This window comes from uncultured Arcobacter sp., from assembly GCF_937982575.1.
In the GTDB taxonomy this organism is placed as follows: Bacteria; Campylobacterota; Campylobacteria; order Campylobacterales; family Arcobacteraceae; genus Arcobacter.
Genome location: NZ_CALJLR010000002.1, coordinates 23,615 through 37,237, shown reverse-complemented (window position 1 = coordinate 37,237; position 13,623 = coordinate 23,615). Strand labels below are relative to the sequence as shown.

Below are 13,623 nucleotides of genomic sequence, written 5' to 3'. Positions count from 1 at the left end.
GTGAAAAAGAAATTAATTATTGTAATCCCATTTTTAAATGAAGAAGATAACTTAAGTTTGTATAAAAATAGAATTGAAGAAACTGAAAGAACAATTAATAATATAAATATTGAATTTTTATTTGTAGATGATGGTTCAACTGATAATTCTTTTGAAATAGTTAAAAATTTATCATTAGAGATGAATAATGTGAAAGTTATAAAACTGTCAAAAAATTATGGATCTCACTATGCAATATTTGCAGCTATTGATAACTTAAAAGAATGTGACTATTTTTCATTTATGTCTGCTGATATGCAAGAGCCAATTCATTTATATCAAGATATGTTAACTAAATTTAATTCAGATTCAAATATTGATATTGTATTAGCAGATAGACAAAATAGAAATACTGATAAACTTAGTATTTTATTTTCTAAAATATATAATTCTCTTGTACAAAAATATGCAATATCTAATTTTCCAACAAAAGGAGTAGATATATTTATGTTAAATGTGAATGTTTTAAAAAGTTTACAAAATATGAATATAAAAAATACATCAATTTATGGAAATATCTTTAATATGGGATATACAAAAGAGTATGTTCCTTATTTCCAATTATCAAGAAACTCAGGGCAAAGTAAATGGACATTTCAGAAAAAAGTTAAAATGTTTATTGATACTTTTGTATCTTTTTCAGTTGTTCCTTTACGATTAATTACTATTTTGGGAGTCATTTTTTCTACAATTGGATTTGGATATGGTTTATATATTATTTTAATGAGTTTATTTGGTAATATAGTTGTAGAAGGTTGGTCAACTCTTGTTGCTTTAAATACCTTTGGTTTTGGACTTCTATTTTTAATGTTAGGTATTATATCTGAATATATTTGGAGAATATACGATCAAATAAATCCTAATAAATCGTATATAATAAAAGAAAAAATTGGTTTTGATGAATAAATTAATAAATTTATTGGTGGTTATACTTGCACTAATATATTTAGTTTATAATACCAATATAAATGAGTTAGTAGCTAGTTTATCTAGCTATTCTTTTTATGCAATATCTTATGTAGTTGTTATTACTATTTTATCATTTTTATTTTTTGCAATTAGATGGCAAACATTAACAAGTTCAAGTATTAGTTTTTATAACTCTTATAAAACAAATTTAATATCTATGGCTATAAATCAAATACTGCCGGCAAGGGCTGGTGATTTTTATAAGCCAGTTTATATTAAAAAAAACTACGGTGTTAATCTACATAATTCTATTAGCTCTTTGATTTTAGAAAGAAGTTTAGATTTGATGATTCTTTTTATTTTAGGATTAATAGTTTTATTAGGCACTACATTTTTTGATAATTTTTATTTTTTAATACCAATTACAATTTTTTTATTTATAGCTTTATTTATTTTTGTCAAATATGCAAAAGAAATTATATATATTACAAAACGAATTTCTAATAAAAAAGTAAGAGTTACAATTTTAAAAATTATTATAAATCTTTATAAAACAAAATCTTATATATTATTTAATAGTATTTATGCAACAATCGTATTATATATATTTTATATAGTATCTTTATATGGATTTATATATTTATTTACTGAGTTCAATTTGACAATTTTTGAAATTATGATTGTTTTTGTGATTTCAGCGTTAGGAATGTCATTGCCATCATCACCTGCAGGAATTGGTGTTTATGAAGCAACAATTGTATATATTTTAGGGTATTTTAATATTAATAGTAGCGAGGCATTATCTTTTGCTATTGTATATCATGTAGTACAGATTATAACTATAATGTGTTTGTGGTTATTTTTTGTATTGGAGAAAAAATATGTTTAAAAAAATATGTTTAGGAATAGTATTTTTATTATTTTGTTATTTGTATATTTTTACAGGTACTCACTCTGATGACATTATACATATTGTAAATCTCAAAGATAACCTTTATGAACTTTTTATAAATATATTTACAACACCTCTATATCTTAAAGGTATACCAATAATAGTATATGATTTTTTGCAATTTTATTATTTTGACTTTGGTTCAATTTATTTTGACTTTATTAAAATATTAACATCATTTAGTGCATTTTACATAATATATATATTTATGAATGATTATATGAAAAGTTCAAAAGCTTTTTTATTCTCTTTAATATTTATATTATTTCCAATACATGATGCAACAAACTATTGGACAGTAGGACAATATTTAATTATTACATTAGCATTTGTTATGTTATCACATAGATTAATACATAAAGATAAAAATATTAAAGGTTTTTTAATTGGCTTATTGGGATCTTTTTCAGGATATGCATCTCCTCCATTTGTCTTTGGCTTATCAATAATATTTTTACTAAATAAACAATATAAAAAGTTTATAACTTTTTTGTTACCACAAATTATATATATTATTTATTATCTTGTAATTTCAAAAGTATTTAATACACAAACTATAAAGGGAAGCTCAGATTTTAGTATAGTATCATTAATAAAACAATTTATTTTACAAGTTGGAACATTTATTGATGCTTCTATTGGTCCATCTTTTTGGCTGAAAATTTATTATTCAATAATGCAATTAACTCTTTTTTCAATGATAATTGGTGTAGTCTTGGTGATTTTATTTTATAAATACTATAAAATAGAAAAAGAAAAAACTAATAAACAGCTCTTGATTGTATTGGCATTGGTTGTACTATTCGCATTCGGAATGTTTGCTTTAACAGGTATGTATCCTCAAATTGCTTTTAATCTAGGAAATAGAGTTACCATATATGGTTCTTTGCTTATATCATTTTTGGTTGTAATGCTATTAATGAATAATAAAAAAAGTGCAACAGTAGTCTTTTCTATTTTCATATTTTCTTCACTTGGAATTTCTAATCATTGGAAAATGTGGAATAAAACTCAATTACAAGTTATTAACAATATTAAAACTAATAAAGATATACAAAAGTTTGATAGAACAAAACAGTTATTTGTAACCTATAATCAATATAGTAAATTAGGGGATTTATCACATATAGAATTTTTTGCACAAGGTATGGCAACTCATATTTTTAAATTTGCAACGAAAGAAGATTATAAAGTATCAACTTTAAATAGAAGATTTGTATATAGAAATAGTTATTTGTTAGATAAGAAATATGGTACAAAGATTGACATTGATGATACAGTTTATGTATATGATTCAAAACTTAATGAATTAGTTGAAATAAAGAAAGAAGATATTCAAGAATATATTGATACTTTACCTATGGATAATCGCCATTGGGTTCAATTGTTAAATAAAGATAATTTTATTATGAAAATAGTTCTTAAACTTATGCCTAGATTGGAATATGCATTGTGATTTTTTCTGTTATTATACCTACTTTTAATTCATCAAGTACAATTCAAAGAGCACTGGAGTCTGTTTTAAAACAATCATTTAAAGATTTCGAGATAATTATTGTAGATGATGGTAGTAGTGATAATTCAAAAGAGATTATTTATCAAACTTTATCAAAGGAAACAGTATCATTTAAGTATATTTATCAAAAGAATGCGGGGGCTGCAGCTGCTAGAAATAATGCAGTTAAAAATTCTATAGGCACATATTTAGCTTTTTTAGATTCAGATGATGAATGGCATGAGGATAAGTTAAAAATACAATATTTTTATATACAAAAGTTAAATGCTGAGTTTATATCTACAAAATATACATTTAAAGATTTTAATAATTCAAAAGATGTAAAGATAAGAAAGTATAAATTTGATGATTTTTTACTTTCTAATAGAACATCTACTCCTTGTACAGTTATAACAAGAAATTTATTTGATAAAGTAAATGGATTCAATTTCGAGCAGCGGTATTCAGAAGATTATCATTTATGGCTTAAAGCATCATATTATGAGCCTTTATATATAATTGTTGAGCCTATTTTAGTACGTTTATACAAATATGCTTATGGGGAGAGTGGCTTATCTTCTCATTTATGGGCGATGGAAAAAGGCGAACTATCTAATTATAAATTTTGTTATGACTCAAAATATATAGGTATTGTTAAATATTTTTTTATAATAATGTACTCTTTATCAAAATTTATTTTTAGAGTTGTGCACAGTATAATAAACAAATTTTTAAAATTAAAGTAAGGTTATTATGAAAAAAAAGAATTTTGGTTTAATAGGAGCATCAGGATATATCGCTCCACGACATATGCAGGCAATAAAAGATACTAATAATGAATTAGTTGCTGCACTAGATCCTTATGATGGAATTGGAATAATGGATAGTTATTTCCCTAAAGCATCCTTTTTTACTGAATTTGAAAGATTTGATCGTTTTATAGATAAATATCATCGGGAAAATGAAAAAAGAATTGAATATATTTCAATTACCACACCTAACTATTTACATGATGCACATATAAGATTTGCTTTAAAAAGTGGGGCAGATGTAATTTGTGAAAAACCTTTAGTTTTAAATCCACATAATCTTGAACAATTAAAAGTTATTGAAAAAGAGACAGGGAAAAAAGTAAATAATATTTTACAATTAAGACTTCATCCTTCAATAATTGCACTAAAGCAAAAAGTATTAAAAGAATTAAAAAACAACCCTAACAAAGTATATGATATTGATTTAACATATTTAACATCAAGAGGAAAGTGGTACTTTATTTCTTGGAAAGGTGATGAATCTAAATCTGGAGGTATTGCATCAAATATTGGGGTACACTTTTTTGATATGCTTTGTTGGATTTTTGGAGAAGTAAAAGAAAATATTTTGCATCTTAAAACAGTAGATGCTAATGCGGGCTACTTAATATTAAAGAATGCAAGGGTAAAATGGTTTTTATCGGTTAACTATAATTATATCCCTTTAAAGATTAAAGAACAAGGGCAAACTACTTTTCGATCAATAAAAATAGATGGAAAGGAAATAGAGTTTTCTGCAGGTTTTAAAGATCTTCATACAAAATCATATGAGGAGATTTTATCTGGAAATGGATTTGGTTTAGATGAATCATATAACTCTATTCAAATAATTTCTGATATACGAAAATCTGAAATCGCTGGTTTAAAAGGTGATTATCATTCATTTATAAAAAAGGTGATTTAGTATGTCAAAATATTTTGTGCATGAATCAAGTTTTGTAGATAGTAATGTTGAAATAGGAGACAATACTAAAATATGGCACTTTTCACATATTCTTGAAGATTCAAAAATTGGAAAAAACTGCTCTTTTGGACAAAACTGTGTAGTTGGTCCTAACGTTACTATTGGAAATAGTGTAAAAGTACAAAATAATATATCAATTTATAAAGGTGTTGAAATAGAAGATGATGTTTTCTTAGGCCCTTCTATGGTATTTACAAATATAATTAATCCTAGGGCATTCGTAATTAGAAAGTCTGAATTTAAAAAAACACTCTTAAAAAAAGGAAGCTCAATTGGTGCAAATGCAACCATTATATGTGGAAATACAATCGGTAGGTATGCATTAATAGGTGCAGGAAGTGTAGTAAATAAAGATGTAAAAGATTTTGCTTTAATGGTTGGTGTTCCTGCAAAACAAATTGGCTGGGTATCAATATCTGGTAATACCTTAGTATTTAATAATGAGAATATAGCTATTGATACATATGATAATACAGTATATAAACTTCAAAATAATCAAGTTTATATTTTATAAAAAACACTACATGAAATGAGAATTTAAAATGGAACATTTAAAATATATAAAAGAAATTGTTTTTAAGCAAAAAAAATTAATATTAACTTTTATTATAATTACTACCTTATTGGCTATTGGATTGAAAATTATTTTACAAAATAATTATAAGAAGAATGACTTTTTGATTGGAAAACTAGAGTTACAAATGGGATTCTTAACAGTGTATAATGATATTATAAAAGAGAATGAAAAATCATTTATAAAAGAACCATTAACGCATATCTCTCAATTTAAAGATCAATTTGTTGAATTAAAGACTGACCATCGAGAAAAAAAGGTGAGTCAAGCAAAAATTTATCTATATAGTGTTGGTAAAGATAAAGATTTAATAGAGAATCATTTAAAACAAGCTATAAAGAAATTAAATGATATTGAGAAATCCATTGTTTTAAAAATTAGTAAAGAAAAGATAGTAAAAGAAATTGTTTATAGTAATGTGTTAAAAGATGTTGAGTTCTCCCCTAAACCCTACTATTTAAATTATTATTTTGTTGTATCTGTATTTTTATTATCTTTTATTTCATCTATATGTTTGGGAATATATAGAGAAAAATATTTAAATGACAAATAATTTTTTAAAAAAAACTGAATTTAGAAAACACGTTCTGACATTACTTACTGGGACTACTATTTCACAAGCTATTCCTGTTGCTATAAGTCCAATATTAACACGTATTTATTCACCAGAAGATTTTGGATTATTGGCAATTTATATAAGTATTGTAACTATTTTAGCTACTGTTATTGCGGGAGCATATGATTTTGCCATTGTTTTACCTAAACATGATAAAGATGTTATACCTTTACTTCAACTATCTTTTCTAATAACAAGTATAATAAGTATAATTGTTTTAGTAATTGTTACTTTATTTAATAATGAAATTATGATATTGTTAAATAACAAAGAAATTGGAATTTGGCTCTATTTTCTTCCATTATCAATTTTTTTGATGGGGATATATCAAACAATAAGTTTCTGGTTAAACAGACATAAGTATTATAAACAGATTGCAACAACAAGAGTTATTCAAAGTGGAACAACTGCTTTTTTTCAATTGTTAATGGGGGTTTTAACCATCACAATAAGTGGTCTTATTACAGGAAGAATAATAGGGCAAGTATTTTCAACATGGGTGATATTGAGAATCTTTTTTAAGAAAAAGAAAATTTTAATTAGAAGATTTCAACAAAATAAAATCTATGCTTTAGCAAAGAGATATAAACGTTTTCCTCTATATGAAACATGGTCAAATTTACTAAATAGTTCATCAACAGAAGTTCCTGTTATTTTAATCACTAGTTTGTTTAGTATTAAAACAGCAGGTTTTTATGCTTTAGCAAATAGAATATTGCTTTTGCCTTTATCTTTATTAGGTTCGTCTATAGGACAAGTTTTTCTACAAAAAGCTTCAGAAACACGTAAAGATATAGTGCAACTAAAACTTATTACACAATCAATTTTTTCAAAACTAGTATATATTGGAGTACTCCCTATTGGAATTATTATGATTTTTGGAGATGTGATATTTGCATTTATTTTTGGTAATGAATGGAAAATCTCTGGAGAGTTTTCGCAAGTTCTTGCCTTATGGTTATTTTTTGTATTTATAACATCCCCACTATCTAATTTATTAATTGTATTGGAAAAACAAAAAGAGTCACTATTCTTTAATATATTAATTTTTATTTCAAGAATCTCTAGTATTATATTCGGTTTTATTTTTCTAGAAGATGCCTATTTAACTGTAGCACTTTTTGGTATTGTTGGTACAATTTTTTGGATTTTTTTATGTGGGTATATCCTAAGATTAGTCAAAATAAGTTTGTTATGGGCATTATTAGAAATTGTAAAAACTTTTGTACCTACAATTATTATTTTAAGTTTTATGAGAGGAATTATATTGTGATAAAATTAAATTATAATTTTGGTTTTAAATGGTGGAAAAATAAAGATGTATTTGTTAAAGGTTTTTTAACAGATCAAGATGGCAAATATTGCGAATCTGAGGATTTATTAGAATATTTTAATAATATTGACAAATATCATGAATTTAAGAGAAAGATTAAAAATGCAAATGGACTTTTTTCGGTAATTATTAAAAATGGTAATAACTATTTTGTAGCAGTTGATAAGTTAAGAACATTTCCTCTATTTTATTATGAAACAAAAGACGAATATATAATTACAGATGATACTAGTATTATTCAAAGTGAGTTTAATTTATCTATAAATAAGATATCTCAGGATGAATTATTATCAAGTGGATATATAACAGATAAGTATACAATGTATAATGACCTTTTTCAATTGCAAGCATCAGAGTTAATTATTTTTAATAACAATGATTTAGTATTAAATAAAGAGTTTTACAGATCATATGCAACGAATAAAGTATCTTCCTCTTCCCCTGAAGAGCTAGAAAAAGACTTTTTAAATATATTAGATAATGTTTCGAAAAGACTTATTAAAAGTTTAAATGGTAGAATGGCTTTAATTCCTTTAAGTGGTGGCTATGACTCTAGATTAGTTGCTACTTTACTAAAAAAGCATAATTATAGCAATGTTATTTGTTTTACTTATGGAAATAAAAATAGTTTTGAAGTGAAAATATCAAAAGAAGTCGCACAAAAACTTGGTTTTAAATGGTTTTATGTTGAATATACTCAAGAATTAATTGGTTATTATGTAAATACTGATACATTTAATCAATATTATAAATATGCATATAATAATACGGCATGTTTTCTATTACAAGATTATTTTGCGATACAATATCTTAAAGATAATAATCTTGTAAATAAGGATGCAATAGTAATTACTGGACATAGTGGAGACTTATTAGCAGGAAGCCAATTGCCTTTAGAAATTAAATATAAAAGCACTAATAGTAAAATAGTTAATAAAGTTATGAGTCAAACTTACGCATTAAGTAAACCCAAAAATTACACTTTACTTAAGTACCGTATCTATGATAATTTAACAGAAAATTATGCTTATTCAATAGTAGAAAACTTTTTTGTAAATAGAAAAATTGCAAGATTTATTATTAATTCTCATAGAATTTATGAATTTTTTGGATTTGAGCATAGGTTACCGCTATGGGATGATGAATTGACAGAATTTTTTAGAATACTTCCTTACAAGTATAAAAGTGAACCTTATTTTTATGAAGAGGTATTATTAAAGACACTTTTTAAGGTGTATGATATTGATATTGTACCCCCAGATAAAATTGGAAGAAATACATTTAAAGCTAAGATAAAAAGAAAATTAAAAAAATTTACACCTAAATTTATAGTTGATTTTAGAGAAAAGTTATTGTTTGAGAATATTAATAATGTAGATTTTATATCTGCGCCTTTAATCAAAGACTGTAATAATAAAATAGAAAATTCAATTCATATAGATAAAATTATTGTGAAATGGCTATTGAATAAAAGTAGTTAAGTTGAGTTTTGCTATAATTTATACATTTAGAGGTTTATATGTACAGAAGAATAAAGTTAATTTATTTATCATTAATAGAAATTGGTACTATTTTTAGATTGATAAAAGAGACAAAAGATAGTCAAAACCCTATTAAGTTCTCAATATGGTTTTTACAGAGAATCCTTGGCTTTAATCGATTTGTATATTGGCCGGTACATTTTACTAGCGTAATTGCAAATTACAAAAATATTTATGCTGGAATTGATACTTCACCTGGTTATTCACCTGGATGTTATATCCAAGGTTTGGGTAAAATCTATATTGGAGATTATACACAAATTGCGGCTAATGTAGGTATTATAAGTTCAAATCATAGTTTAACAAATACAAAAGAACATAATATAAGTGAAGTAAATATAGGAAAATATTGTTGGATTGGAATGAATGCAGTTATTCTTCCAAATGTTGTTCTTGGTGACTTTACTGTTGTCGGTGCTGGTTCGGTTGTATCTAAAAGTTTTGATGAAGGTTATTGTGTGATTGCTGGTAATCCTGCAAAAATCATAAAAAAACTTAAAAAAGAAGAGTGTAAAACTTTTAAAAATAAAAACGAATATAATGGATATATTGAACATAATAAGTTTAATGAGTACAAAGCAGAATTTTTAAATGTCTAGTAAGGTAAATATTTGATTGTTGTTATTGATTACGGTATGGGGAATGTTGGTTCTATTGTTAACATGATAAAGAGAGTTGGATATGAATGTATTGTTTCTTCTTCTGTAGATGACATTTTAAATGCTTCAAAACTTATTCTACCTGGTGTGGGTTCATTTGATAATGCAATGAAAAACCTTCAAGAACTAAATCTTATTGACCCAATAAATAAACAAGTTATTGAAAATAAGATTCCTATTTTAGGAATATGCTTAGGAATGCAATTACTGACAAAAGGAAGTGAAGAAGGAATATTAGAAGGATTTTCTTATATTAATGGATATTCTAATAAGCTTGATACTGCAAATGGTTTATTAGTTCCTCATATGGGATGGAATCTTATTGATATAAAAAAAATTAACAACTTATACGATAATGATATAGATGAACAAAGATTTTATTTTGTTCACTCTTTTGTTGTTTCTTGTAAAGATAATCAAGATATTTTAACGACAACCTGCTATGGTAAAGAGTTTGTTTCTTCTTTTCAAAAAGATAATATAATTGGTGTTCAATTCCACCCTGAAAAAAGTCATACATTTGGAATACATTTTTTTAAAAACTTTTTGGAGAATTTTTAGTGTTAAGAACGAGGGTTATACCAGTTTTATTACTTAAAAATAATGGATTAGTAAAAACAATTAAATTTAAAAAAAATCAATATATTGGTGATCCCATTAATGCCATTAAAATTTTTAATGAGAAAGAAGTTGACGAATTAATTTTTTTAGATATTGAAGCAACAAAACATAATAAAGAGCCAAACTATGAAATTATAAAGTCAATTGCTAGTGAATGTTTTATGCCAGTATGCTATGGTGGTGGTATTACAACTGTTGAACAGATAAAAAAGATTTTTCAATTAGGTATTGAAAAAGTTTCTTTAAACAGTTCTATTTTAAATAAAACAGATTTATTAAAACATGCTGTTGAAGCTTTTGGTTCGCAAAGTATAGTAGTCTCTGTAGATGTTAAAAAAAATTTATTTGGAAAATATTGTCTTTACAATCATGTACGAAAAAAGATTGAGAAAGTAAATTTAAATGAATATCTTAAAAAGATTGAAGAGATGGGGGCAGGTGAAATTCTACTTAATAATGTTGATTTGGATGGTACTCAATTAGGATATGATGTAGAGTTAATTAAGTATGTTATAAATGATTTAAATGTACCTATGATTTACTGTGGTGGTGCTAAAGATTTAAGTGATTTTAAAGTGGCAAAAGAATTAAAAGTTTCTGGTGTTGCTGCTGGAAGTATGTTTGTTTTTCATGGTAAACATAAAGCTGTATTAATTACATATCCAGCGTATAAAAAATTAAAAATATTATTTGAGGAAAGTTGATTGAAAAATTACTATCAAATTTGTACTAATTGTGTTATGGATACAACAGATATAGAAATAGAGTTTGATGATAAAGGTGTATGTAGCCATTGTCAGCTTTATGAAAATACACAAAAAAAGTTGTATTTTCCTAACAAAGAAGGAAAAAAGAAACTGGATACAATTATTCAAAAAATAAAAAACTCTAGTAAGTCAAATAATTATGATTGTGTTATAGGATTAAGTGGAGGAGTAGATAGTAGTTACTTAGCATATATCTTAAAAAAAGAGTATCCAGAACTTAGAATTCTTGCTATTCATGTTGATGGGGGGTGGAATTCTGAATTAGCAGTAAGTAACATTGAAAATATTGTTAAAAAATTAGATATTGATTTATATACACGCGTTATTGATTGGGAAGAAATGAAAGATTTACAAGTAGCTTATTTAAAATCTTCACTTGCAAATCAAGATGTTCCCCAAGACCACGCATTTTTTGCTACACTTTATGAACAAGCATTAAAATATAATATAAAATACTTTTTAACTGGATATAACCTAGCAACAGAGTCAATTCTCCCTTCTTCTTGGGGATATAATGCAATGGATTCTATTCAAATTAAAGATATTCATAATACTTTTGGAAAAAAGAAATTGAAGAATTATACATTTTTGAGCTTTTTTCAAAAACATATTTATTATCCTTATATTAAAAAATTTAAAACTATAGCGCCATTAAATTATTTACAATATGATAAAAATGAAGCTAAAAAGATTATTTCCAAAGAGTTAGATTGGCGTGACTATGGTGGAAAACACCATGAGAGTATTTTTACAAAATTTTTCCAATCTTATTATTTACCTAAAAAATTCGGCTATGATAAAAGAAAAGCACATTTATCGAGTTTGATTGCATCTGGGCAATTATCAAGAAATGAGGCCTTGAGTATTTTAGAAAAACCTTTGTATGAAGTGAATGAATTAAAAAATGATAAAGAATTTATTTCAAAAAAATTAGGTATATCAACAGCTGAACTAGAAACCTTAATAGCATTACCAAATAAAAATTTTACAGATTATAAATCTGAAAGAAAACGTGTAGTTTTGATTAAAAAAATACTTAAAGTTTTAAGAGTTAAATAATGAGAATTGCATATATACTTGATGATGATATCTCTACACGAACAGGTGTAGTAAATAAAATTGATTCTAAGATTCGGCAGTGGGAAAAGTATGGAAATCAGGTTCAAGTATTTTCTCTTCGATCAAAAAAAGATATTTCGTGTATTTATAACGGTGTAATAATTTCTACATTGTCTATTAATAAAAGTATTTTTAGGAAGTTTTTTGCTCAATATAAAAATATTAAGACATTAAGAAAAGAGTTAATTCACTTCAAACCTGACATTATATATTTACGTCATATGAAATATTATATTGGAATTGTTAGTGCTTTTAATAGCGTGTGTAATTATGTTATAGAATTAAACTCAAATGATTTAGCAGAAAGTAAAAGAAATAATATATTAGTGCATTTATATAATAAATTAACAAGATCAATACTTTTAAAACATGCAGCAGGATTTGTCTCGGTTTCACATGAACTTATACATAGTCCAATTTTTAGTAAATATAAAAAACCTTTCATTGTTGTTGGAAATGGGTATGATTTTAATTCGGCACAATATATTCACAAAGAAAATAATAAGATAGTTAGATTCGTATTCATTGGGACTCCTCAACAAAGTTGGCATGGCATTGATAAAGTTATTACAATGGCAAAGTATTTTAAAAACTATGAGTTTCATATCATTGGTATGACAAATCAAGAGTTACAAACAACTGCATCCAACATAACTACTTATGGATATTTAACCCAAGAAAAATCTGAAGAGATTATTGCAAGTTGTGATATTGGGATTTCAACTTTGGCATTACATAGAAAAAATATGACAGAAGCCTGCCCTTTAAAAAGTAGGCAATATTTGGCATGTGGATTGCCAATAATAATAGGTTATAAAGATACAGATATTAATGAAAATTTAGAATATATTCTTAGTATAGGAAACTATGAAAGTAATGTCAGTGATAATTTTGAAAAGATTGAGAATTTTATAAAAGAAATTAAAAAAATTAACTTTGATAAAATTAGAATTGATATGAAATCTTTACTAGATTATGAAAATAAAGAATTGAAGAGAGTTGAGTTTATGAGATTAATTAAAGGAAAGAAATGAATAAAATATTAAAAAATAAATTTTCAATATATCCCTTGAGTATTATTGTTTCACTTTTTATATTAATTTTAATGTATAAATTGAATATATTAACAATAAATATTTTTGAGCTTTATAATTATTATAATCTTTTTCCTAATCCTTATTATCAATTCTCTTTAGGTCTATTAGCATTTATAGCAATAACT

General features: G+C 25.1%; 14 protein-coding genes. All 14 read left to right on the top strand.

Features of this window, described 5'->3' with window-relative positions; genetic code table 11:
- Genes Q0617_RS00200 through Q0617_RS00135 form a run of 14 tightly spaced genes read left to right on the top strand, consistent with a single transcriptional unit; the run spans position 1 to position 13,435 of the window.
- Complete coding sequence (locus Q0617_RS00200) at positions 1 to 945, top strand: glycosyltransferase (RefSeq protein ID WP_298749225.1); 945 nt, start codon at positions 1 to 3, stop codon at positions 943 to 945.
- Complete coding sequence (locus tag Q0617_RS00195) at positions 938 to 1,837, top strand: lysylphosphatidylglycerol synthase transmembrane domain-containing protein (protein ID WP_298749223.1); 900 nt, start codon at positions 938 to 940, stop codon at positions 1,835 to 1,837. Before Q0617_RS00200 ends, Q0617_RS00195 begins: the two co-directional genes overlap by 8 nt.
- Positions 1,830 to 3,356 carry a hypothetical protein gene (locus Q0617_RS00190; protein ID WP_298749221.1) on the top strand — a complete coding sequence of 509 codons (1,527 nt, stop codon included), beginning with the start codon at positions 1,830 to 1,832 and terminating at the stop codon, positions 3,354 to 3,356. The genes Q0617_RS00195 and Q0617_RS00190 overlap by 8 nt, the downstream gene beginning before the upstream one ends.
- Positions 3,353 to 4,141 (top strand): glycosyltransferase family 2 protein, encoded by a 789-nt coding sequence (locus Q0617_RS00185; protein ID WP_298749218.1) that lies wholly within the window; start codon positions 3,353 to 3,355, stop codon positions 4,139 to 4,141. The genes Q0617_RS00190 and Q0617_RS00185 overlap by 4 nt, the downstream gene beginning before the upstream one ends.
- Before the next feature lie 7 nt (positions 4,142 to 4,148).
- Complete coding sequence (locus Q0617_RS00180; RefSeq protein ID WP_298749216.1) at positions 4,149 to 5,111, top strand: Gfo/Idh/MocA family oxidoreductase; 963 nt, start codon at positions 4,149 to 4,151, stop codon at positions 5,109 to 5,111.
- Position 5,112: 1 nt separating this feature from the next.
- A complete protein-coding gene (locus Q0617_RS00175) occupies positions 5,113 to 5,685 on the top strand; it encodes an acyltransferase (RefSeq protein ID WP_298749214.1) in 573 nt (190 codons plus the stop codon).
- Between the two features lie 28 nt (positions 5,686 to 5,713).
- Positions 5,714 to 6,298, top strand: a complete 585-nt coding sequence (locus Q0617_RS00170) for a hypothetical protein (protein WP_298749212.1) — start codon at positions 5,714 to 5,716, stop codon at positions 6,296 to 6,298.
- On the top strand, positions 6,288 to 7,634 hold the full coding sequence (locus tag Q0617_RS00165) for an oligosaccharide flippase family protein (RefSeq protein WP_298749211.1): 1,347 nt from the start codon (positions 6,288 to 6,290) through the stop codon (positions 7,632 to 7,634). The genes Q0617_RS00170 and Q0617_RS00165 overlap by 11 nt, the downstream gene beginning before the upstream one ends.
- Entirely contained in the window at positions 7,631 to 9,175 is a 1,545-nt protein-coding gene (locus tag Q0617_RS00160) for an asparagine synthase-related protein (protein WP_298749208.1), read from the top strand. The genes Q0617_RS00165 and Q0617_RS00160 overlap by 4 nt, the downstream gene beginning before the upstream one ends.
- A gap of 38 nt (positions 9,176 to 9,213) precedes the next feature.
- Positions 9,214 to 9,834, top strand: a complete 621-nt coding sequence (locus Q0617_RS00155) for an acyltransferase (RefSeq protein WP_298749206.1) — start codon at positions 9,214 to 9,216, stop codon at positions 9,832 to 9,834.
- Positions 9,835 to 9,846: 12 nt separating this feature from the next.
- Positions 9,847 to 10,455, top strand: a complete 609-nt coding sequence (gene hisH, locus Q0617_RS00150) for an imidazole glycerol phosphate synthase subunit HisH (RefSeq protein ID WP_298749203.1) — start codon at positions 9,847 to 9,849, stop codon at positions 10,453 to 10,455.
- Positions 10,455 to 11,219 (top strand): AglZ/HisF2 family acetamidino modification protein, encoded by a 765-nt coding sequence (locus Q0617_RS00145; RefSeq protein ID WP_298749201.1) that lies wholly within the window; start codon positions 10,455 to 10,457, stop codon positions 11,217 to 11,219. The genes hisH and Q0617_RS00145 overlap by 1 nt, the downstream gene beginning before the upstream one ends.
- Positions 11,220 to 12,341 carry an N-acetyl sugar amidotransferase gene (locus Q0617_RS00140; RefSeq protein ID WP_298749199.1) on the top strand — a complete coding sequence of 374 codons (1,122 nt, stop codon included), beginning with the start codon at positions 11,220 to 11,222 and terminating at the stop codon, positions 12,339 to 12,341. It abuts the gene before it with no gap.
- Positions 12,341 to 13,435: a glycosyltransferase gene (locus Q0617_RS00135; RefSeq protein ID WP_298749197.1), complete on the top strand. Its 1,095-nt coding sequence runs from the start codon at positions 12,341 to 12,343 to the stop codon at positions 13,433 to 13,435. Before Q0617_RS00140 ends, Q0617_RS00135 begins: the two co-directional genes overlap by 1 nt.
- Positions 13,436 to 13,623 lie beyond the last annotated feature (188 nt).

What these genes read in the sequence shown, in the direction of transcription:
- Q0617_RS00180 (WP_298749216.1), top strand. Translation starts at nt 4,149, where the DNA reads ATGAAAAAAAAGAATTTTGGTTTAATAGGAGCATCAGGATATATCGCT.
- Q0617_RS00175 (WP_298749214.1), top strand. Translation starts at nt 5,113, where the DNA reads ATGTCAAAATATTTTGTGCATGAATCAAGTTTTGTAGATAGTAATGTT.
- Q0617_RS00170 (WP_298749212.1), top strand. Translation starts at nt 5,714, where the DNA reads ATGGAACATTTAAAATATATAAAAGAAATTGTTTTTAAGCAAAAAAAA.
- Q0617_RS00165 (WP_298749211.1), top strand. Translation starts at nt 6,288, where the DNA reads ATGACAAATAATTTTTTAAAAAAAACTGAATTTAGAAAACACGTTCTG.
- Q0617_RS00135 (WP_298749197.1), top strand. Translation starts at nt 12,341, where the DNA reads ATGAGAATTGCATATATACTTGATGATGATATCTCTACACGAACAGGT.
- Q0617_RS00155 (WP_298749206.1), top strand. Translation starts at nt 9,214, where the DNA reads ATGTACAGAAGAATAAAGTTAATTTATTTATCATTAATAGAAATTGGT.
- Q0617_RS00190 (WP_298749221.1), top strand. Translation starts at nt 1,830, where the DNA reads ATGTTTAAAAAAATATGTTTAGGAATAGTATTTTTATTATTTTGTTAT.
- Q0617_RS00195 (WP_298749223.1), top strand. Translation starts at nt 938, where the DNA reads ATGAATAAATTAATAAATTTATTGGTGGTTATACTTGCACTAATATAT.